The sequence below is a fragment of the Roseomonas sp. CECT 9278 genome, from assembly GCF_918698155.1.
In the GTDB taxonomy this organism is placed as follows: domain Bacteria; phylum Pseudomonadota; class Alphaproteobacteria; order Acetobacterales; family Acetobacteraceae; genus Neoroseomonas.
This window is the reverse complement of sequence record NZ_CAKKLX010000049.1, coordinates 13827-35089: the sequence shown is the minus strand read 5'-3', so window position 1 is coordinate 35089 and position 21263 is coordinate 13827. Positions and strand designations below refer to the sequence as shown.

General features: G+C 72.0%; 16 protein-coding genes. 8 read left to right on the top strand and 8 right to left on the bottom strand.

Translation table 11 applies throughout. From position 1 onward, the window contains the following. The 3 genes from LQ222_RS22195 to hslV all read right to left on the bottom strand — a co-directional run. Positions 1–851: glycosyl hydrolase family 8 (locus tag LQ222_RS22195; RefSeq protein ID WP_230169033.1), on the bottom strand; the 851-nt coding region annotated here is incomplete at its 3' end. Between the two features lie 117 nt (positions 852–968). After that, positions 969–2294 (bottom strand): ATP-dependent protease ATPase subunit HslU, encoded by a 1326-nt coding sequence (gene hslU / locus LQ222_RS22190; protein WP_230169032.1) that lies wholly within the window; start codon positions 2292–2294, stop codon positions 969–971. Positions 2295–2457: 163 nt separating this feature from the next. After that, on the bottom strand, positions 2458–3024 hold the full coding sequence (gene hslV, locus LQ222_RS22185; protein ID WP_230169031.1) for an ATP-dependent protease subunit HslV: 567 nt from the start codon (positions 3022–3024) through the stop codon (positions 2458–2460). Positions 3025–3157: 133 nt separating this feature from the next. Here hslV and LQ222_RS26255 point away from each other — a divergent pair, with 133 nt between their 5' ends. The 8 genes from LQ222_RS26255 to LQ222_RS22135 all read left to right on the top strand — a co-directional run bounded on the left by LQ222_RS26255 (position 3158) and on the right by LQ222_RS22135 (position 11358). Further along, positions 3158–5137 (top strand): methyl-accepting chemotaxis protein, encoded by a 1980-nt coding sequence (locus LQ222_RS26255; RefSeq protein WP_256444054.1) that lies wholly within the window; start codon positions 3158–3160, stop codon positions 5135–5137. 46 nt (positions 5138–5183) lie between these two features. After that, the gene (gene hisB, locus LQ222_RS22165; RefSeq protein WP_230169030.1) at positions 5184–5798 is read left to right on the top strand and encodes an imidazoleglycerol-phosphate dehydratase HisB; all 615 of its coding nucleotides are present in this window, start codon (positions 5184–5186) and stop codon (positions 5796–5798) included. Positions 5799–5800: 2 nt separating this feature from the next. Further along, entirely contained in the window at positions 5801–6175 is a 375-nt protein-coding gene (locus tag LQ222_RS22160) for a DUF2628 domain-containing protein (protein WP_230169029.1), read from the top strand. A 12-nt stretch (positions 6176–6187) separates the two neighbouring features. After that, a complete protein-coding gene (hisH, locus tag LQ222_RS22155) occupies positions 6188–6847 on the top strand; it encodes an imidazole glycerol phosphate synthase subunit HisH (RefSeq protein ID WP_230169028.1) in 660 nt (219 codons plus the stop codon). Continuing rightward, entirely contained in the window at positions 6844–7434 is a 591-nt protein-coding gene (locus LQ222_RS22150; RefSeq protein WP_230169027.1) for a GNAT family N-acetyltransferase, read from the top strand. The genes hisH and LQ222_RS22150 overlap by 4 nt, the downstream gene beginning before the upstream one ends. Before the next feature lie 103 nt (positions 7435–7537). After that, on the top strand, positions 7538–9172 hold the full coding sequence (locus LQ222_RS22145) for a DUF3300 domain-containing protein (RefSeq protein WP_230169026.1): 1635 nt from the start codon (positions 7538–7540) through the stop codon (positions 9170–9172). A gap of 10 nt (positions 9173–9182) precedes the next feature. Further along, the gene (locus LQ222_RS22140; protein WP_230169025.1) at positions 9183–10148 is read left to right on the top strand and encodes a DUF2950 domain-containing protein; all 966 of its coding nucleotides are present in this window, start codon (positions 9183–9185) and stop codon (positions 10146–10148) included. 193 nt (positions 10149–10341) lie between these two features. Then, positions 10342–11358 carry an isopenicillin N synthase family oxygenase gene (locus LQ222_RS22135; protein ID WP_230169024.1) on the top strand — a complete coding sequence of 339 codons (1017 nt, stop codon included), beginning with the start codon at positions 10342–10344 and terminating at the stop codon, positions 11356–11358. A gap of 90 nt (positions 11359–11448) precedes the next feature. Here the strand turns inward: LQ222_RS22135 and LQ222_RS22130 are convergent, their stop codons facing one another. From LQ222_RS22130 to LQ222_RS22110, 5 genes are all read right to left on the bottom strand, one after another. Next, positions 11449–15573 (bottom strand): Calx-beta domain-containing protein, encoded by a 4125-nt coding sequence (locus LQ222_RS22130; protein ID WP_230169023.1) that lies wholly within the window; start codon positions 15571–15573, stop codon positions 11449–11451. Positions 15574–15889: 316 nt separating this feature from the next. After that, positions 15890–17089 (bottom strand): threonine ammonia-lyase, encoded by a 1200-nt coding sequence (locus LQ222_RS22125; RefSeq protein ID WP_230169034.1) that lies wholly within the window; start codon positions 17087–17089, stop codon positions 15890–15892. A gap of 129 nt (positions 17090–17218) precedes the next feature. Next, positions 17219–17692: a transcription elongation factor GreA gene (gene greA / locus LQ222_RS22120; protein ID WP_230169022.1), complete on the bottom strand. Its 474-nt coding sequence runs from the start codon at positions 17690–17692 to the stop codon at positions 17219–17221. A gap of 111 nt (positions 17693–17803) precedes the next feature. Next, positions 17804–21049: a carbamoyl-phosphate synthase large subunit gene (gene carB, locus LQ222_RS22115; RefSeq protein WP_230169021.1), complete on the bottom strand. Its 3246-nt coding sequence runs from the start codon at positions 21047–21049 to the stop codon at positions 17804–17806. 17 nt (positions 21050–21066) lie between these two features. Further along, on the bottom strand, positions 21067–21261 hold the full coding sequence (locus tag LQ222_RS22110; protein WP_230169020.1) for a hypothetical protein: 195 nt from the start codon (positions 21259–21261) through the stop codon (positions 21067–21069). Positions 21262–21263: the final 2 nt, after the last annotated feature.

Here is a 21263-nt window from a genome sequence, read left to right as displayed (position 1 = left end):
GCCGGCCAGCGCGCATCCGACCAGAAGGCCGCGGCGCCGCCGACGGCGGGGTGGTTCGCCTCGCCCGCCCAGGCCAGCAGCAGGGGCACGCGCACCGCATCGAAGGAAAACCGCGGCGGCCAGCGCGACGGCAGGCGCAGCGGCTCCTGGCCCGGCGGCAGCAGCACCCAGTCGGGGCTGAGGCCCCAGGCGCCGAACCTGGCGCGCCGCAGCAGTTCCAGACCGTCGCGCGCGATCGCCGGCCACGGTGCCTCCGGCATCGCCCGCGCCAGGGCCGCGAAGGCCGGGATCGCGATGTAGGACGGGTTCAGCACCACGCCCTCGCCGGAGTCGAACCCCGCCGCGCCCGGCAGCAGCAAGGCCAGCCCGCGCGGGCGCCGCAGCGTCAGGCGCAGGATGTCGTGGCCGATCGCCACTGCCTCGTTCCGCCAGGCGGGCTGGCGCCAGCGTTCCGCGCCCAGCAGCAGGCCCCAGGCGATGTACAGGTCGCCATCGGTCGCGTTGTTCGGGTCGTCGATCGCCGGCGTGGCGCCGGGGCGGAAGCGCCAGGCATGCAGGTGGTCGTGCGGGCGCTTCAGCACGCGCTGCGTCCAGCCGCGGATGCGTTCGAAGGCGTCGCGGTCGTTGGCGACCGCCGCGAGCATCAGCCCCCAGCCCTGGCCCTCGCTGTGGGAGACGCCGTCATTGCCGGTGTCCACGATACGCCCGTCGGGTGCCAGGAAGCGGTCGGTGAAGCGGCGCCATTCGCCGGCATCCGCCGCGGCGCGGCGTGGCGCCAGGCAGGCGGCCGGCAGCGCCGCCAGCAGGGGGCGGCGGGCCAGGGCAAGGGTGGCGTTCGGTGGACCATGCACAGCGGGGGTTCCTCGGTGTGCAACTTATGCGCGAAGTCGCCCCGCTTTGCATCCCATTCGCGCGACACCCCCGCGCGCGATTCATCGCTGCGCGCCCCGGCGCGATCGGGACAGGTGCTACAGGATGAAGCGCGACAGGTCCGCGCTGCCGGCCAGCGGCGCGACCCGCCCCGTCACCATCGCCGCATCCACCCGCACCACCTCGCCCCCGCGGTCGGAGGCGGTGAAGGACACCTCCTCCAGCAGCCGTTCGAGCACGGTGGCGAGGCGCCGCGCGCCGATATTCTCGACGGAGGCGTTGATCTCGGCGGCCAGGTCGGCCAGCGCATCCACCGCGTCATCGGCGAAGTCGAGCGTGACACCCTCGGTGCCGAGCAGCGCGGTGTACTGCTTCAGCAGGGAATGCTCAGGCTCGGTCAGGATGCGACGGAAATCGTCGCGCGTGAGGGCGGCGAGTTCCACGCGGATCGGCAGCCGGCCCTGCAGTTCGGGCAGCAGGTCCGACGGCTTCGCCAGGTGGAACGCGCCGGACGCGATGAACAGGATGTGGTCGGTCTTCACCGGGCCATGCTTGGTGGTGACGGTGGTGCCCTCGATCAGCGGCAGCAGGTCGCGCTGCACGCCCTCGCGGGACACGTCGCCGCCGCGGAAGCCGGATTCGGACGTGCGGGCGCAGACCTTGTCGATTTCATCCAGGAACACGATGCCGTTGTTCTCGGCGTTCAGCACCGCGTCGCGCACCAGCGCATCCTGGTCGAGCAGCTTGTCCGCTTCCTCCTTGGTCAGCGCGATGCGGGCCTCAGCCACCGTCATCTTCCGCGGCTTCTGGCGGCCGCCGAACATCTTGCCCAGCATGTCCTGCATGTTCTGCATCTGCGCGCCCTGCGCGCCGGGCAGGTCGATCATGCCGAGCGGCATGCCGCCGCCGGCATCCGTCACCTGCACCTCGACCTCGCGCGATTCCATCGTGCCTTCGCGCAGCAGGCGGCGGAACTTCATCTTGGTTTCGCCGGACGCCGCCTCGCCGACCAGGGCGGCGATCAGCCGTTCTTCCGCCGCGAGCTCCGCCTTGGCCTGCACCGTGCGGCGCGCCTGTTCGCGCGCCATGGTGATGGCGGATTCCACCAGGTCGCGCACGATGGATTCGACGTCGCGGCCGACATAGCCGACCTCGGTGAATTTGGTGGCTTCCACCTTCAGGAAGGGCGCGTTGGCGAGCTTGGCGAGGCGGCGCGCGATCTCGGTCTTGCCCACGCCGGTCGGGCCGATCATCAGGATGTTCTTGGGCACCACCTCCTCGCGGATGCCCTCGGGCAGCTGCTGGCGGCGCCAGCGGTTGCGCAGCGCGATGGCCACGGCGCGCTTGGCGTCCTGCTGGCCGACGATGTGGCGGTCGAGCTCGCTGACGATCTCGCGCGGGGACAGGTTGATGGACTCGGACATTTTTTAAGCCCTCAGACGGCGGGCGCCGCACATCCGTGCGGCTTGCCTTCGCGCCATGCACGGGTGAGCCGGGCGCGGTTGATGGTTTGGGCGCGGTCGCGCATGCGCGCTCCCGGATCGCGGCAGGCCGCGATCCGCAAGGCGGCGCTGGGCGCGGTGGGGGTCACGCCTGCGCTTCCAGGCTCTCCAGCACGAAATTGCCGTTGGTGTAGACGCAGATATCCGCCGCGATCTTCATCGACCGCCGGCAGATTTCCTCGGCGTCGATGCCCTCCAGCGGCAGCAGCGCGCGCGCCGAAGCCAGCGCGAAATTGCCACCCGAGCCGATGCCGATCACCCCGTCCTCGGGGTCCAGCACGTCGCCCTGGCCGGTCACCAGCAGGCTGCGCTTCGAATCGGCCACCGCCAGCAGCGCCTCCAGCCGGCGCAGATAGCGGTCGGTCCGCCAGTCCTTCGCCAAATCGACGCAGGCGCGTTCCAGCTGGTCGGGGAAGCGTTCCAGCTTCGCCTCCAGCCGCTCGAGCAGGGTGAAGGCATCGGCGGTCGCGCCGGCGAAGCCGGCCAGCACGCGGCCCTGGGCGATGCGGCGCACCTTGCGCGCATTGCCCTTGACCACCGTCTGGCCGATCGAGACCTGGCCGTCGCCGGCCATGGCCACGCGGCCCGCCTTGCGCACGCACAGGATGGTGGTGCCGTGCCACCCGAGGGGATCGTGATGTGGGGAGTTCATGACCGCACGAATGTGGGCGGCATGGGCGCGCAACTCAACCGGGGGGACCGCCACCGGCGCCGGTTACGTTTCGTCAAGCAGTGCCGTGATGCATTGCAGGTTCACGAACACGACCAGGACGTCGACAGCCGCCATGCATGTGAAGCTCGCCCCGCTCCTGATCGGCCTTCTGCTCGCCATCGTCGGCACCAATACCGCCACCGGCGTCTTCGCATGGCTGACCATGCGCGAGGATGCGGGGCGGATGGAGCTGATCCGCAACGACACCATCCGCCCGCTGCAGGACCTCAAGGCCCTGTCCGATGCCTATGCCGTGTCGGTGGTCGATGCCTCGCACAAGATCCGCAACGGCAACTTCACCTGGGAGGAAGGCGCGGCCGCCCTCGAACAGGCGATCGGCGTGATCGGCCGCAGCTGGGCCACGCTGTCCGCCGTCCCGTTCGACGGCGATGCCGCCGCCACCTTCGCCGAGGCCGGTCGCCGCCGCGCCGCGGCCGAGACGCTGGTCGCGGATCTGCGCCGGATCGTTGCTGCGCGCGACCCCGCGGCGCTCGATGCGCTGGTGCGCGAGAGGCTCTATGCCGCGATCGACCCCTTCAGCGAATCGGTGGGCGCCACGACCGACGCCGTGGTCGCCCGGGCCGATGCCGCGATCCGCGTCGGTGTCGACGAACTCGCCGACCATGTCGCGATCCTGGCGGTGCTGATGGCGATCGCGCTGGGCACCGCGATCGCCGGCGCCTGGCTGGTGCTGGCCCGCGTGACCACCCCGATTTCCCGCCTGACCGATGCGATGGGCCGCCTGGCCAGGGGCGAGCTCGACGTCGTCGCCCCCGGCGCGGGCCGCCGCGACGAGATCGGCGCCATGGCCGCCACGGTCGAGGTGTTCCGGCAGGCCGCGCGCGACAATGCCCGGCTGCGCGCCGACCAGGCCGAGGCCACCCGCCAGGCCGAGAACGCCCGCCGCCAGGCCCTGGAAGACATGGCCCGGCGCGTCGAGGAGGAGACCCGCGGCGCGGTCGACAGCGTCGCCGCCCAGATGGCCAATGTCACCGGCAGCGCCGAGCAGGTGGGCGCCGCCACCGGGCGGATCCGCGCCGAGAGCGGGTCGGTCGCCGAGGCAACGCGCGACGCGCTGGGCGCCACCCAGACCGTCGCCGCCGCGACCGACGAACTCTCCGCCTCGATCCGCGACATCGCCGGGCGCATCACCGATGTCGCCGCCGCCGCCCGCACCGCGGTGGACGGCGTGGACCACGGCACCCGCACCATCGCCAGCCTGCAGGAAGCGGTGGCGCGCATCGGCGAAGTGGCCGGGCTGATCGCCGACATCGCCGGCCAGACCAACCTGCTGGCGCTCAACGCCACCATCGAGGCCGCCCGCGCCGGGGATTCCGGCAAGGGCTTCGCGGTCGTGGCCGGGGAGGTGAAGTCGCTGGCCACCCAGACCGCGCGGCGCACCGAGGACATCTCCCGCCAGATCGCGCTGATCACCGCCGCCACGACCGAGGCGGTGGAGGCGGTGCAGGGCATCGCGCGGTCGGTCGGCGCGCTGGATGGCATCGCCGGCGGCATCGCCGCGGCCATGGACCAGCAGACCGCCGCCACCGCCGAGATCGCCCGCGCCGTGGCCGGCGCCGCCGCCGCGGTGCGCGACGTCGAGGAACGCATGTCCGGCGTGGCCGGCGAGACCAACGCGAGCGCCGAGGCCGCACACGCCATGGCCGCCGCCGCCGGCGACGCCCAGGGCGCGGTGACCGACCTGCGCGGCGTGCTGGTGCGGATCGTGCGGACCTCGACCGGGGATGTGGACCGTCGCGAGCACGACCGCCGCGTGATGCGCCGCGCCGGGCGGCTGGAACTGGCGGGTCGCGCCGCGGTCTCGGTCAACCTGTTGGACCTGTCCGAGGGCGGGGCCGGCATTTCCCTGCCGCAGGGCGGCGCCCTGCCGGGCCAGGACGGCACGCTGGTGGTCGGCACCACGGTGCTGCCGACGCGCGTGGCATCGGTCCAGGGCGACCGGATCGGCCTGGTGTTCCGCGACCTCACCCCGGCGGCCCGGGCGGGGCTGCGCGCCATGCTGAGCGAGGACGGGGTGGCGCGCGCCGCCTGACGCGGGGGCGTTGCGGCCCGCCCCCCGGGCGGCGTAACAAGCGGCCATGGACGGCTTCCCCCCCGCGCCCCGCCGCGCCGAGATCACCCGCGAGACCGCCGAGACCACGATCCGCGTCGGGCTCGACCTCGACGGCACCGGCGCGGCGCAGGTCGCGACCGGCATCGGCTTCCTCGACCACATGCTGACCGCGCTGGCGCGGCATTCGCTGGTCGACATGACCATCGCGGCCACCGGCGACCTGCATATCGACTTCCACCACACCGCCGAGGATGTCGGCATCGTGATCGGCCAGGCGCTGCGGAAGGCGCTGGGCGACAAGCGCGGCATCCGCCGCTATGGCGCCGCCCTGCTGCCGATGGACGAGGCGCTGGCGGAATGCGCCATCGACATCTCGGGTCGGCCGTACCTCGCCTGGTCGGTCCCCTTCGCGCGCGACAAGGTCGGCGAGATGGACACCGAGCTGTTCGAGGAATTCTTCCGCGCCCTGGCCTTCAACGCCGGCATCACCCTGCACATGACCTTGAAGGCGGGCACCAATGCCCACCATGTAGCCGAGGCCTGTTTCAAGGCAGCGGCCCGGGCCCTCCGGGCGGCCGTCGAGCCCGATCCGCGGGCCGCCGGCGCGATCCCGTCCACCAAGGGCATCCTGGAGGCCTGAACATGCGGGTCTGGACGGTGCAGGTGAGGCCCCCCGCCGGCGCGCGGGCGCCCCGGACGCTGCTTGTGCGCGACGGCTTCGCCTGGGGGGCGCTGCTGGTGCCCACCCTGTGGTTCCTGTCGAACGGGCTGGTCGCGCTGGCGCTGATGCATGTCGCGCTGGTCGCGGCGATGGGCGCGGTGCTGCCGGCGGCGGCGCTGCCCTTCGCGATCGCCGGTGTGCAACTGTTCATCGGCTTCGAGGCACGTTCCCTGCAATGCTGGTGGCTCGGCCTGCGCGGCTTCCGGCCGGCGGCGGTGCTGGTGGCGCGGAATGCCGATGCGGCCTTCCTCAACCTCGCCGCCTTCCGCCCCGACCTGGCGCGCGCGGCGGTCTGAGGGGGCAGGGCGATGGCGCAGCGCGTGGCGGTGGTGGATCCGGGGTCGGGCAACCTGGCCTCGGTCCTGCGCGCCTTTGAAAAGGCCGCCGAGGACAATGGGATCGAGGCGGTGATCCGCGTGGTCACCGCCGCGGCCGACCTGCGCGTGGCGGACCGCATCGTGCTGCCCGGGCAGGGCGCCTTCGCGGCCTGCCGGCGCGGGCTCGATGCCCTGCCCGGCGTGGTGGAGGCGCTGGAGGACCGCGTGCGCGGCCAGGGCGTGCCCTTCCTGGGCATTTGCGTCGGCATGCAGCTGATGGCGACCACGGGGCTGGAGCATGGCGAGACCGCCGGGCTTGGCTGGATCCCCGGCATCGTCGCCCCGATGGACCCGCGCGGCGCCGATGGCGCCCCCCTGCCGCTGCCGCAGATGGGCTGGAACGCCCTGTCCTTCGAGGAAGACTACCATCCCGTGCTGGACGGCATCCGCCCCGGCGACCAGGTCTATTTCGTGCATTCCTACGCCTATGAGGTCGAGGATGCGGAGGATGCCATCGCCACCACCGACTATGGCGGCCCGGTGACCGCGGTCATCGCGCGCGGCAACCTCGCCGGGCTTCAGTTCCACGTCGAGAAAAGCGGACCGGTGGGGCTGCGCATGCTGGCGAATTTCCTCAGGTGGGAGCCGTGAACGCCTCCGCGCTGCTGAATGCCGGGCGCGCGCTCGCGGTCGAGCGCGCGGAGCGGCTGTCCGAGGCCGACCTTGCCGACCTGGCGGAGGCGACCGATGCCGCCATCATCGAAGGCGGCGGCTTCGGCTGGCTGGAACCGCAGGGCCGCGCCGCGCTGGAACGCCATTTCCGCGGCGTGATGCTGGTGCCCGAGCGTGAATTGTTCGTGGCGCGGCTGGACGGCCACCCGGTCGGGTCCGCCCTGCTGGTCCGCCCGCCCCGCAACAACGAGGCGCAGGCCTTCGCCGCCACGCTCACCCACGCCTATATCGCGCCCTATGCGCGCGGCTTCGGGCTGGCGCGGCTGCTGGTCCGCAAGGTCGAGGAACGCGCCGCAGCGGTGGGGCATCGCGTCATCAACCTCGACGTGCGGGAAACCCAGTCCACCGCCATCGCGCTGTTCGAGAGCCTGGGCTACCTGCATTGGGGCAGCCACCCGTATTACGCGCGGGTGAAGGGCCAGACCGTGGCCGGGCGCTTCTACATGAAGACGCTGGAGCCCGGGCGCGGGCGCAGCACCGGGGCGCTGATCGACGGCGCCATGTGAACCGCTCGGCCGCGCAACGTTACTGCGCGGGCGACCCGGTGTTTGCGGTTTCGTGCGCCGGGTCGCAGGATCGCGCCTGGGCGCCACAGGAACCGCAGCAACCATGGCACGCGACACGACCATCCATTCGCCGGCACCGCGTGGCGATGCGCGCCGCGCGGCGTTCATGGTGCTGGGGCTCGCCTTCGGCGGCGTTGCCGCGGTCGCGCCGGGCCTGCGCGCGCAGGGCGTGCCGCCGGCCGTCGCGGCGGCGCCGCAGCCGGTGGCGACCGGCGCCCAGCAGGACCTGCTGACCCAGGCGCAGCTCGAACAGCTGCTGGCACCCATCGCGCTGTTCCCCGACGACCTGCTGATGCAGATGCTGATGGCGGCGACCTATCCGCTGGAAGTGGTGCAGGCCAAGCGCTGGCTGGGCCAGGGGCAGAACGGCGCGCTGCGCGGGGATGCGCTGGCGCAGGCGCTCAACGCGCAATCCTGGGACCCGTCGGTGAAGTCCCTGGTGCCCTTCCCCGACGTGCTGGGCATGATGAACGACCAGCTCGACTGGACGCAGCAGGTCGGCGACGCGGTGCTGGGGCAGCAGCAGGATGTGATGAACGCCATCCAGGTGCTGCGCGGCCGCGCCCAGGCGCATGGCGCGCTGGCCAGCGGCCCGCAGCAGACGGTCAGCGTCACGCAGAACGTGAACGTGGCGCCGGCCGCCGGCGCGGTGGTGGCGCCGCCGCCGCAGATCATCACCATCGCGCCGACCCAGCCCGAGACGATCTTCGTGCCGGCCTACGACCCCAACGTGGTGTTCGGCACCTGGCCGCATGCGGGCTATCCGCCGACCTATTTCCCGCCGCCGGTCGGCTGGGGCGTGGGGAATGCGCTGCTGACCGGCATGGCCTTCGCGGGGGGCGTGGCGATCGTGGGGTCGTTGTGGGGCTGGGGCAGCCCGAACTGGGGCCGCGGCGACATCAACGTCAACGCGAACCGCTACAACAACATCAACGTCAACCGGACACAGATCAGCGGCAATTCCTGGCGGCACGACAGCACGCATCGCCAGGGCGTCGCGTATCGCAACACCGAGGTGCGCGACCGCGTCGGCGCCACGCGCCCCGGCGGCGGCGCCGACCGGGCGGCGGCGCGCGACCAGTTCCGCGGCCGGGTGGACCAGGCGCAGCGCGGCGAGGGCATCGGCAACCGGCCCGGCGCGGGCGGCGACCGTCCCGGCCTTGGCGACCGCGGGCCTGGCAGCGGTGCCGGCGGTAGTGATCGCCGCCCTGGTGCAGACCGGCCCGGCGGCGCGGATCGCCCGGGCCTGGGGGATCGCGCACCGGGCAGCGGTGCCGGCCTGGGGGATCGCCGTCCTGGTGGGGGCGAGCGTCCCGGCGCGGGCGCCCAGCGGCCCGGTGGCGGGCAGGCACTGGCCGATCGCGCCGCGGGTGCCCAGCGCCCCGGCGGCGCCGCCCAGCGGCCGGCCGTGCAGCACAATGCCGCCGGCCGCCCGCAGGCGCGCCCGGCGGCCCCGGCACGCCAGGCCCCGCAGGGCCTCCAGGGCGTCGGCGATGGCGGGCGTGAACGCGCCTCGGCCCAGCGCGGTGCGCAGAGCCGCCAGGCCCAGCCCGCGGCCCGCGCCCAGGCGCAACAGCGCGCCGCCGCCCGCCCGGCCGGCGGTGGCGGTGGTGGCGGCCGTGCTGCCGGTGGTGGCCAGCGTGGTGGCGGTGGCGGCGGACGGGGCGGGAGGCACTGAGATGCGCGCCATGACCAGGACCATGCTCGCCGCCGGCCTTGCCGCCGTGCTGCTCGCCACCGGCGCCGCGGCGCAGGCGCCCGCCCCGGAAGCGGCCGCCGAAGCCCCGCAGGCCGCGCCGCGCCCGATCCCGCCCCAGGCCTTCCGCACGCCGGAGGACGGCGTGGCCGCGCTGGTCGCCGCGCTGCGGTCGGGGCGCGACCGTGACGCCATGCGCGTGCTGGGCAGCGCCGGGCGGCGCCTGGTGCAGTCCGGCGATCCGGTGGCCGACCGCACCGCGCGCGAACGCTTCCTGCGCGAATACGACGCCCGCGCCGAGATCCTGCGCCCCGCACCCGACCGCGCCGTGCTGCAGGTCGGCGCCGATGGCTGGCCGCTGCCGGTGCCGCTGGTGCAGCGCGGCGGGTCCTGGCGCTTCGATGCGGTCGCCGGCGGGCAGGAGATCGTCGACCGCCGCATCGGCCGCAACGAGCTCGACACCATCGAGACGCTGCGCGCGCTGGTCGATGCGCAGGACGACTATGCCGCGAGCGCCGGCCGGCAGGGCGCGCTGCGCGCCTATGCGCGGCGCTTCTTCTCGACGCCGGGGCAGCGCGACGGGCTGTATTGGCCAACCGCCGAGGGCGAGGCGCCGAGCCCGCTCGGCCCGCTTTTCGCGGCCGCCAGCGCGGGCGGCTACGCGCGCGGGCGCGGCGATGTGCCGCAACCCTTCCATGGCTACACCTTCCGCATCCTGGAATCGCAAGGCGCCGACGCGCCGGGCGGAGCGGTCGGCTACGTGGTGAACGGGCGGATGATCGGCGGCTGGGCGGTGATCGCGACGCCGGCGCGCTATGGCGTCTCCGGCATCAAGACCTTCCTGGCCAGCCACCACGGCACGGTCTGGGAGCAGGATCTGGGGCCCGACACGGCGCGGGTGGCGGCGGCGATCACCGCCTTCGACCCCGGCGCCGGCTGGACCCGCGTCGCGGAGTAGCGCGCGTCCCGATCCGACGGATCATCCGGTCCGGCAGCGATGCTGGCCGGCGCAGGGCCCTGGACGCGTCGCCGCGCGCCGCGGCGCGCCCCTCCCGCGCGCGGGATCGTGCGCGACGGCGGGTCTTTGCGCGCCGCGCCGGGCGTGGAAGGCTGCGGTGCCGCGCCAGCGCGGCCAAGCCGAGGACCCGCCCATGAGCGCCATCGCCCAGCACGCCGACATCCCGGGGCCCGAGGGCCGCATCCCGGTGCTCGACCTCGGCCCCTACCTGGCCGGCGCGCCGGGCGCGCGGGCGGAGCTGGCGCGCCACGTCGCGCGGTCCTGCCGCGACACCGGCTTCCTGGTGCTGGCCAACCACGGCGTGCCCGAGCGCATGGTGGCCGACACCTTCGCGGAAGCCGCGCGCTTCTTCGACCTGCCGATGGACGACAAGCTCGCGCTCAAGGTCGGCGAGATCAACATCGGCTACCTGCCGATGGGCGCGCAGACCATCCGCACCTCGACCATCCATGCCAACAAGCGGCCGAACCGCAACGAGAGCTTCTACATCGTGCGCGACCGCACGCCGGACGATCCGGAGATCGTCGCCGGCCACCCGATGGCGGGGCTGAACAAGTGGCCGCCCGCGCTGCCATCCTTCCGCGCCGCCACCATGGCGTATTTCGCCACCATGCAGGCGCTCGCACACCGGCTGCTGCCGGCCTTCGCCACCGCCCTGGACCTGCCGCCGGACCACTTCGACGGTGACTTCACGGACCCCACCTGCACGCTGCGGCTGATCCGCTACGAACCCCAGCCTGAGGTGGATGGCGAGCAATTCGGCTTCGCCCCGCATATCGACACCAACTTCACCACCTTCCTGGCGCAGTCGCGCCTGCCGGGGCTGGAGGTGCGGACGAAGGAGGGCAGCTGGATCCGCCCGCCCGCCATCCCGGGAACCTTCGTGGTGAACACCGCCGAGATGCTCGGCCGCTATTCCAACGACCGCTTCGCCCCCACGCCGCACCGCGTGATCAACCAGGCGCATGAGGCGCGCTACGCCATCCCGTTCTTCTACGGCCCGGACAACGACGCGGTGATCCGCGTGGTGCCGTCCTGCACCGGGCCGGACGCGCCGCCGCGCTACGAACCGCTGCGCTACCTGGATCACCGGATGAAGCTGAACCGCGTGAATTTCGACCACCGGCGCAAGGATGCGCCGGCAGGATGAGTCCCCCGGGCCCCGGCGCCCGTCTGCAGTCGCCGCGGCTTGCTGAACCGGCGTCGCGAGCGTCGTCGCCGGATCGGATCGGGATCTCCCCTAAGTGAAGAGGATGTCGGATTCCACGATGCTGGTGCCGGCGCTGAACACGATGGCCAATTCGACCGTGGCGAGGTCGCCATCGGCCTCGATCCGCAGGGTGCGCCCCGGTGCGTCCCAGGCGACCTGGCGCGCGGCGGTGAAGATGTCGCCGAGGGCGAAGCGCTCGGTGCCCCAGCCGCCCATCGCGGTGCCGATCGCCGCCAGGTCCAGCCGGTCCTCGCCGCTGGCGAAGCCATAGATGTTGTCGCGCGCCGTGCGCGGGCTGTCCGCGAGGTCGAGGTAGCGGATCAGGTCCGCGCCCTCGCCGGCGGAGACGACATCCGCCCCCGCGCCGCCCACCAGCGTGTCGTTGCCGGCGCCGCCGGTCAGGTTGTCGTCGCCGTCCAGCCCGCGCAGCAGGTTGTCGCCGCCGCCGCCGCGCAGCGCGTTGTCGATCTCGTTGCCGGTGCCGTCCATGGCGCCATCGCCGATCAGCACCAGCTCCTCGACATGCGCGGCCAGGGTGAAGGACCGCAGGGCGATGATGGTATCGATGCCGCCATTCGCGAGCTCGACCACCTGGTCAGCCGAGGGGCCGACATGGAAGGTGTCGTCGCCGGTGCCGCCGAGCATGATGTTCACGCCATCGGGCGCGCCGGCCTGGCCGGGGGCGATGCCGCCGACCAGCCGGTCGTCGCCCTGCCCGCCATACAGCGTGTCCACCCCGCTGCCGCCGCCGCCATACAGCGTGTTGTCGCCGTCATTGCCGGTCAGCCGGTCGGCCCCGGTGCCGCCGCGCACGGCCTCGAAGCCCGAGAGGCTGTCGCCCGCCGCATCGCCGCCGCTGGCCGATCCCGTCAGCAGGTCGACCGTCACGCCCCCCGTCGAACCGCCATACGACAGCAGGTCCGCGTCGCCGGTGCCGCCGGCCAGGCTGTCGGCGCCCGCGCCGCCCTCGACCAGGTCGTCGCCCTGGCCGCCCAGGATGGTGTCGGCGCCGGCGCTGCCGAACAGGCTGTCATCGCCGCCGCTGCCGTCCAGCACCTCGCCATCGGGGCCGCCGCGCAGGCTGTCGCCGCCGCTGCCGCCTGCGTAGGCGTCGTCATTGCCGATGGCGGCCTCGGCGCGCGCGGTGCCGATCGTGGCGCCGGCGCTGGCGTCGAACAGCCGCACGGCGAAGCCCTCGCGCTTCTCGGCCTCGGTGTCGCCGGCGACCTGCACGGTGATGGTGCGCGTGGTCTGCCCCGCGGCGAAGACCAGGCGGCCCGAGGCGAAGATGCCGCCGGCGAAGTCGTCGGCATTGGCGAAGGCGCCGGGCGCGCCGTCGGATGCCACGGCCCAGCGCACCGTATGGGCGGTGGCGGTATCCCCCGACCGCGTGACGGTGAAGGTATGGGCGGTGGTCCCGGAGTTGCCCTCCGCCAGCAGGGCATCGGCGGTGGCGATGTCGAAGCGCGCATCGTCGTCGATGATGCTGCCGGTCGCCTGGGCGGTGCCGATGGTGGCGCCGCCCGTCGGGTTCGACAGTTGCAGCGCGAAGCCCTCGGTCCCTTCGATCAGAGTGTCGTCGAGGATCGGCACGTCGATCACCGCGGAGAGTTGCCCCGCCAGGATGGTCAGCGTGCCGCTGGCCGCGGTGTAGTCGAGCCCGGCCATGGCGCTGCCATCGGCGGTCGCGTAGTCCACCGTGACGTCGTTGCCCATCGCGTAGGACAGGCCGAGGGTGAAGCGCATCACCGCCTCGCCGCCATTGCCCTCGGTGTGGCGGGCGGCGAGCACGCTCACCACGGGGGCGTCGCGCGCGTCGTCGTTGGTGATCGTGACGGACCCGCTGGCATCGACCAGCGGCGCGCCCTGCGCGTTGGACAGCACGATGCGGAAGGCCTCGTTGGCTTCCCACAGCGCATCGGGCGCGATGGTGATCTCGATGGTCTTGCTGGTCTCGCCGGGATCGAAGGTCAGGGTGCCGGTGGCGGCGGTATAGTCCTGGCCCGCCACCGCCGTGCCGTCGGCCGTGGCCCAGTCCAGCGTGACCGGGGAGGCGGTGCTGGTCAGGGTGACCGTGACCGTCGCGGTGGTGGTGCCGCCGGTGCCCTCGGCCACGGTGATGTCGCCGATGGCGATGCCGTCATCGTCGCGGATCGCGCCCGTGGCGGTCCCCTGGCGGATGCCGCTGCCGCCGGTCGCGTTGGACAGCGTGACGGTGAAGCCCTCCGTGCCCTCGAAGTCGCTGTCGGTCGCGATCGGCACCGTGAAGGTCCGCGAGGTCAGCCCGGCGCTGAAGGTCAGCGTGCCGGAGGTCGCGGTATAATCCACCCCCGCGATCGCGCTGCCGTCCGAGGTCCCGTAGTCCACCGAGGCGGAGTTCGACAGCGCGGAGGCGAGCGTCACGGTGAAGGTCATGTTCACCGACCCGCCGGTGCCTTCCACCATGGAGACATCGGTGATGGTGAAGCCGTCATCGTCGATCACGCCGACCAGCGCGGCATCGTCGCCGATCACCGCGCCGGAGGCGTTGGTCAGGCGGATGGTGAAGCCCTCGCTGCCCTCCACATCGCCGTCGCGCAGGATCGGGACGGTGAAGGTGGCGCTGGACTGGCCGGAGGCGATGGTCGCGGTGCCGCTGGTCGCGCTGTAGTCGACGCCCGCCTCCGCGGTGCCGTCCTCGGTCGCGTAGTCCACCGTGATGGTCTGGTCGGTCGGCCCGGCCAGGCGGATGGTGATGGTGGCGCTGCCCGGCGTGGAGGCGGTGCCTTCGACGATGGTGACGTCGTCGATCAGGATCACGTCGTCGTCGGCGATGTTGCCGGTGGCGGTGGCGCGCACCAGCGGCGCGCCGACCGCGTTGGACAAGGTCAGGCTCAGCGCCTCGGTCGATTCGCTGGCGGCGTCGCCGACCAGGCTGACGGTGACGGATTTCGTGGTCTCGCCGGGGGCGAAGGTCAGGCTGCCCGCGCCGGCGACGTAGTCCTGCCCGGCGATCGCGGTGCCGTCCGCGGTGGCCCAGTCGAGCGTGACGGCCGTGTCCATCGCCGAGAGCAGCCGCACCGTGAAGACCATGCTGCCGGGCGCGCCGGCGGTGCCCTCGATGGCGGTGACGTCGGCGACGGCCAGGCCGTCGTCATTGGCGATGGTGACGCTGCCGCGCGCGTCGGCGATCTCGGCGCCGGTCGCGGCGAAGAGCCGCAGGGTGAAGGTCTCGTCCAATTCGACCCGGCGGTCGCCGGTGACCTCGATGCGGATCTCCTGCGTCGAGGTGCCGGGGGCGAAGACCACGGTGCCGCGCTGCGCGACATAGTCCTGGCCGGCGACCGCGCTGCCGTTCTGCGTCAGGTAGCGCACCTGCACCGGCCCGTCCGCCGGGGCGGAGAGGGTGACCGGCACCACCACATAGGTCGGGCTGCCGCCGCTGCCTTCCTCGACCCGCGCATCGCCGACCGACACGCGCGCCTGCACCGCGCCGTTGCGGATGGCGAAGACGAAGGTGCCCGGTTCGCCCGCATTGCTGGCCGAGGGCAGGCCCAGCACCGCGTTCTGGTTGCCCGATTGCGGCAGTTCCAGGAAATCCAAGCCATTGCCGGAGGAGTAGCCGGCGCGCGCCACCGTGCCGCCCAGCCCGCCCGACCCGCCGGAGAAATCCCCGGTGGTCCAGTTCATGGTCTCATAGCGGAACTCGATGTCGAAATCGCCGGCATTGCCGACCTGGTGCAGGCGCAGCTGGAAGGCATTGGCCTTGTCGGTCTTGCGATTGAAGTAGCCGACATCGTCCCAGGTGACGGTGAAGACGCCATCGATGGTGTCGAGGTCGTACCACACGCGGTTGCTGCCGCTGGAGGTGCCGCCCGGCGTGGGCGCGGCGGCGCCGCCGCGCGTGTCGACATCGGCCCAGAAGGGTGTGATCAGCGGGTTCGCGGTGCTGCCGGTGATGGCGGTGGGCGTGAAGGTCGACATGGCGCTGCCGAACGACACGCTGCCGTTGTTGTTCACCCACAGGCCGGTGAAGACGAAGCCGTAGAAGTTGAGCCCCGCCGGCAGCGCGGGGGCCAGGTCGATGAAGGTGGAGGAGCCGTCATCGGTGCGGACCAGCGCGTTCTCGCCGAAGCCTGCCTCGCCGCCCAAGCCGTCCGCGAGTTCCGTCGCCATCATCGCCATCCCGAACCGTGTCGCCGCGGCGGCAGGATGGCGGCGCCGGCTTAAGCGGCGATGAAGCGGCGCGCGGCGACCGGACCTTCAGCCCCGCCGCGTGCATCGTGCTGGCGTGCGGCGACCGGGCCTTCAGCCCCGCCGCGTGCATCGTGCTGGCGTGCGGCGACCCGAGCTTTCAGCCCCGCCGCGTGCATCGTGCTGGCGTGCGGCGACCCGGGCTTTCAGCCCCGCCGCGTGCATCGTGCTGGCGTGCGGCGACCCGGGCTTTCAGCCCCGCCGCGTGCATCGTGCTGGCGTGCGGCGACCCGGGCTTTCAGCCCCGCCGCACGACATAATCCGCCGCCTCCATGGCGGCGATGATGGCGTCGCCCTGGGCGGCATCGCGCACTTCGACCATCAGGTGCAGTTCCGTGCTCTGCACCGTCGGCGCGCCGAACAGCTGCTGGTGCTTCACCTCGATCACATTGCCGCCGAGGTCGGAGATGCGCTTGGCGATATCCGCCAGCACGCCCGGCCGGTCGGGAATGTCGAAATGCAGGCGCATGATGCGCCCGTCGCGCAGCAGCTGGCGCAGCAGCACGTTGGACAGCGCGCGGGCATCGATGTTGCCGCCGCACACGGTCACGCCCACCACGCGGTCGCGGAAGCGCTCCGGGTGGGTCAGCACCGCCGCGAGGCCCGCCGCACCCGCGCCCTCGGCCACCACCTTGGCACCCTCGGCCAGCAGGGCCACCGCCTGTTCGACCGCGCGTTCGGGCACCAGCAGCACCTCGGTCCGGCAGCGGCGCAGGATGGACAGCGGCAATTCACCCACGTCGCGCACGGCGATGCCCTCCGCGATGGTCGGGCCGCCGACCGACACCGGCTGGCCCGCCAGGCGCTGCACCATGGCGGGGTAGCCCTCGACCTCGACGCCGAACACCGTCATGTCGGGGCGCAGTTCCGCCACCGCGCTGGCGGTGCCCGCGCACAAGCCGCCGCCGCCGACCGGGATCACCAGCGTGTCGACCTGCGGCGCGTCCTCCAGCATCTCCAGCGCCATGGTGCCCTGGCCGGCGATCACGGCCGGATCGTCATAGGGGTGCACGAAGACCAGGCCTTCCCGCAGCGCCAGGTCATGGGCATGGGCGGCGGCCTCGGCCAGTGTCTCGCCATGCAGCACCACGCGCGCACCCCAGGATTCGGTGCGCACCACCTTGGTGGCGGGGGTGAAGCGCGGCATCACGATGGTGGCCGCGACGCCCGCCAGCTGCGCGTGGCGCGCCACGGCCTGCGCATGATTGCCGGCCGACATGGCGATCACACCGGCGGCCTTCTCCCGCGCGGTCAGCAGCGCCAGGCGGTTCGCCGCGCCACGTTCCTTGAAGGCGCCGGTGGCCTGGAGGTTGTCGAGCTTGAGCAGCACGCGCGTGCCGGCGGCGCGGCTGACCGCCGGGTTCTCGATGGTCGGCGTGCGCAGGATGGCGCCGCGGATGCGCGCCGCCGCGGCGCGGATGTCGGCCAGCGTGACCACTGGCGCAACGGGGGCCTCGGTGGTGCGGAGCGCGGTGACGGGGGACATGGCGATCCTCTGTGGCTGAAAACACGAAGGGCGCGTCCGGTTGCCCGTCGCGCCCTGGCCGCCCGGTGATGTGCCGGAGGCTCAGGCGAACTTCACGGCGGTAATCTCGACGGACCGCGCGCCACCCGGTGCCGGCACCTCGACCGTGTCGCCCACGGTCTTGCCCATCAGCGCCTTGGCCAGCGGGGAGGTGACCGAGATCGACCCGTTCTTCATGTCGGCCTCGTATTGGCCGATGATGCGGTAGGTCTTCTCGTCCTCGCTTTCCTCATCGACGATGGTGACCTTGGCGCCGAAGCGCACCTGGTCGCCGGTGATGCGCGAGACGTCGATCACCTCGACGGACGGGATGATGCCCTCGAGCTCGCCGATGCGGCCTTCGATGAAGGATTGGCGTTCGCGCGCGGCGTGGTATTCCGCGTTCTCGGACAGGTCGCCATGGGCGCGCGCTTCCGCGATGGCGCGGATGATCGCGGGGCGCTCCTCGCCCTTCAGGACCTTCAGCTCCTCCTCGAGGCGCGCGAGGCCCTCGGCGGTCATCGGGAACTTCTGCACGGCGAAACCTTCCCAACACTACGATGCCCCACCGGCGCTGGGTCCGGTTCAGCCAGGCCTGGCGGTCGATGGGGGAAGACAGGTCAGGGGCCTCTCGCGGCCCCTGAACGGTCAGAACGACGTAGCAAAATACGCCTGCAGGGGGGCTACATCAAGGGTTCCGGCCTTGAGCGCCGCAATCGCGTGCACCGCGGCCCTTGCACCGGCCGCCGTGGTGTAGTGCGGAATGCCGTGCGTGAGCGCGCTGCGGCGGATGTCGAAGCTGTCGGACACCGACTGCCCGCCGCCGGTGGTGTTGATCACCAGCTGGATGTCGCCGGACTTGATCGCGTCCACGCAATGCGGGCGGCCCTCCAGCACCTTGTTGATGACCTGGCATTCCACGCCGGCCTCGCGGATGCGCGCCGCGGTGCCGCGCGTGGCGGTGATGCGGAAGCCCATCTCGGCGAGCCTGCGGGCCATCGTCACGGCCGCGGCCTTGTCGGTCTCCTTGACCGAGATGAAGGCGGTGCCGCCCTCGGGCAGCTTCACGCCGGCACCGAGCTGCGCCTTGAGGAAGGCGCGTTCGAAGGACAGGTCGAGGCCCATCACCTCGCCGGTGGACTTCATCTCGGGCCCCAGGATGACGTCCACATTGGGGAAGCGGTTGAACGGGAAGACCGCTTCCTTGACCGCGACATGGCGGGAGACGGCGTCGTCATCGAGCTTGAAGGCGGACAGCAATTCGCCCGCCATCACCCGCGCGCCGATCTTGGCCACCGCCACGCCGGTCGCCTTCGCCACGAAGGGCACGGTGCGCGACGCGCGCGGGTTCACTTCGAGCACGAAGATCTCGTTGTCCTTCACCGCATACTGCACGTTCATCAGGCCCTGCACCTTGAGCGCGCGGGCCATGGCCTCCGTCTCGGCCTTCAGCTCCGTGACGATCGCCGGCGGCAGCGAATAGGGCGGCAGCGAGCAGGCGGAATCGCCGGAATGGATGCCGGCTTCCTCGATGTGCTCCATCACGCCCGCCACATAGACCTGGCCTGCGCTGTCGCAGATGCAGTCGACATCGACCTCGATCGCATCGGCCAGGTACTGGTCGATCAGGATGGGGTTCTCGCCCGAGACCTTCACGGCTTCCGCGCCGAAGCGGCGGAGCTGCTCGTCGTTGTGGGCGATCTCCATGGCACGCCCGCCCAGCACGTAGGACGGGCGCACCACCACCGGGTAGCCGATGCGGTTGGCCTCGACGATCGCCTCGTCCAGCGTGCGCGCGGTGCCGTTCTGCGGCTGCTTCAGCCCCAGGCCTTTCAGCAGCATCTGGAAGCGCTCGCGGTCCTCGGCGATGTCGATGGCTTCGGCCGAGGTGCCCAGGATGGGGATGCCAGCCTTGTGCAGCGCCTGGCTGAGCTTCAGCGGCGTCTGCCCGCCATACTGCACGATGCAGCCCAGCACCTCGCCGCTTTCCTGTTCCTTGCGGATCAGGGCGATGACGTCCTCGGCGGTCAGCGGTTCGAAGTACAGGCGGTCCGACGTGTCGTAGTCGGTGCTGACCGTCTCGGGGTTGCAGTTGACCATGATGGTCTCGTAGCCGGCATCGCGCAGCGCGTAGCAGGCATGCACGCAGCAATAGTCGAACTCGATGCCCTGCCCGATGCGGTTCGGCCCGCCGCCCAGGATGATCGCCTTGCGCCGCGCGGTCGGGCGCGATTCGCAGTCGGGCGTGCCGAAGCCACCCTCGTAGGTCGAGTACATGTAGGGCGTGTCGGAGGCGAATTCCGCCGCGCAGGTGTCGATGCGCTTGTAGACCGGCTGCACACCGAGCCGGCCGCGCAGTGCGGCGACATCGGCTTCCTTCACGCCGGCGATCCTCGCCAGGCGGGCGTCGGAGAAACCGAGCGCCTTCAGCCGGCGCAGGGCGGTGGCGCCCTGCGGCAGGCCCTGCGCGCGCACCTCGTGCTCCGCCAGCACGATCTTCTCGACCTCGCGCAGGAACCACGGGTCGAACTTGCAGGCCTCGTGGATGTCCTCCAGCGAGACGCCGGCGCGCATCGCCTGCGCGGCCATCAGCACGCGGTCGGGGCGCGGCGTGGCCAGCGCGGCATGGAAGGCCTGGGCGGAGCCGTCGCCCGGCACCGGCACCTCATCGAGGCCCGACAGCCCGGTCTCGAGCCCGCGCAGGCCCTTCTGCAAGGCTTCGGCGAATGACCGCCCGATCGCCATGGTCTCGCCGACCGACTTCATGGAGGTGGTGAGCGTGGCGGGCGTGCCGGGGAACTTCTCGAAGGTGAAGCGCGGGATCTTCACCACGACGTAGTCGATGGTGGGCTCGAACGAGGCCGGCGTGACCATCGTGATGTCGTTCTGCAATTCATCGAGCGTATAGCCGACGGCCAGCTTCGCCGCGACCTTCGCAATGGGAAACCCCGTCGCCTTCGACGCCAGCGCGGAACTGCGCGACACGCGCGGGTTCATCTCGATGATGACCATGCGGCCATCGGCCGGGTTGATGCCGAACTGCACGTTCGACCCGCCGGTATCGACGCCGATCTCGCGCAGGCACGCGATGGAGGCGTCGCGCATGCGCTGGTATTCCTTGTCGGTCAGCGTCAGCGCCGGCGCGATCGTCACGCTGTCGCCGGTATGCACGCCCATCGCGTCCAGGTTCTCGATGGAGCAGATGATGATGCAGTTGTCCGCGCGGTCGCGGACCACCTCCATCTCGAATTCCTTCCAGCCGAGCACGCTTTCCTCGATCAGCACCTCGGTGGTCATGGACGCCGCCAGGCCGGAGGCGACGATCTGGTCGAACTCCTCCTTGTTGTAGGCGATGCCGCCGCCGGTGCCGCCCAGCGTGAAGGACGGGCGGATGACGCAGGGCAGGCCGACGATCTTCAGCGCATCCCACGCCTCCGGCATGGTGTGCGCCACTTCGCTGCGCGGGCTCTCGATGCCGATCTTGGACATGGCATCGCGGAACTTCTGGCGGTCCTCGGCCTTGTCGATGACCTCGGCCTTCGCGCCGATCAGCTCGCAGCCGTATTTTTCCAGGATGCCGGCCTCGGCCAGCTTGAGCGACGTGTTCAGCGCGGTCTGCCCGCCCATGGTGGGCAGCAGCGCGTCGGGGCGTTCCTTGGCGATGATCTTCTCCACCACCTCGACCGTGATGGGTTCGATGTAGGTGGCATCCGCCAGGCCGGGGTCGGTCATGATCGTGGCGGGGTTGGAGTTCACCAGGATCACGCGATAGCCCTCGGCGCGCAGCGCCTTGCAGGCCTGCGCGCCGGAATAGTCGAACTCGCAGGCCTGGCCGATCACGATCGGGCCGGCGCCGATGATCAGGATGGACTTGATGTCGGTGCGCTTGGGCATGGGGGGTGTCCGTGGGCTCAGCGTGAAGATGGTGCGGCGGCGGGCCGGCATTCGGGGCGGGGGCGGGCGTCGAGCCGCGTCTCGGGACCGATGTTCGTGCGCGCACCGGCGTCGTCGCAGACCGTCTGCAGGCCGCGCGGCGGGTCCTGCCAGCCGGTGACGCCGCAGGCCGACAGCAGCAGCAGAAGCAGAAGGGGCAGCATCCGCAGCATCC

What these genes read in the sequence shown, in the direction of transcription:
- hslU (WP_230169032.1), bottom strand. Translation starts at nt 2,294, where the DNA reads ATGTCCGAGTCCATCAACCTGTCCCCGCGCGAGATCGTCAGCGAGCTC.
- hslV (WP_230169031.1), bottom strand. Translation starts at nt 3,024, where the DNA reads ATGAACTCCCCACATCACGATCCCCTCGGGTGGCACGGCACCACCATC.
- LQ222_RS26255 (WP_256444054.1), top strand. Translation starts at nt 3,158, where the DNA reads ATGCATGTGAAGCTCGCCCCGCTCCTGATCGGCCTTCTGCTCGCCATC.
- hisB (WP_230169030.1), top strand. Translation starts at nt 5,184, where the DNA reads ATGGACGGCTTCCCCCCCGCGCCCCGCCGCGCCGAGATCACCCGCGAG.
- LQ222_RS22160 (WP_230169029.1), top strand. Translation starts at nt 5,801, where the DNA reads ATGCGGGTCTGGACGGTGCAGGTGAGGCCCCCCGCCGGCGCGCGGGCG.
- hisH (WP_230169028.1), top strand. Translation starts at nt 6,188, where the DNA reads ATGGCGCAGCGCGTGGCGGTGGTGGATCCGGGGTCGGGCAACCTGGCC.
- LQ222_RS22145 (WP_230169026.1), top strand. Translation starts at nt 7,538, where the DNA reads ATGGCACGCGACACGACCATCCATTCGCCGGCACCGCGTGGCGATGCG.
- LQ222_RS22140 (WP_230169025.1), top strand. Translation starts at nt 9,183, where the DNA reads ATGACCAGGACCATGCTCGCCGCCGGCCTTGCCGCCGTGCTGCTCGCC.
- LQ222_RS22135 (WP_230169024.1), top strand. Translation starts at nt 10,342, where the DNA reads ATGAGCGCCATCGCCCAGCACGCCGACATCCCGGGGCCCGAGGGCCGC.
- LQ222_RS22130 (WP_230169023.1), bottom strand. Translation starts at nt 15,573, where the DNA reads ATGGCGACGGAACTCGCGGACGGCTTGGGCGGCGAGGCAGGCTTCGGC.
- carB (WP_230169021.1), bottom strand. Translation starts at nt 21,049, where the DNA reads ATGCCCAAGCGCACCGACATCAAGTCCATCCTGATCATCGGCGCCGGC.
- LQ222_RS22110 (WP_230169020.1), bottom strand. Translation starts at nt 21,261, where the DNA reads ATGCTGCGGATGCTGCCCCTTCTGCTTCTGCTGCTGCTGTCGGCCTGC.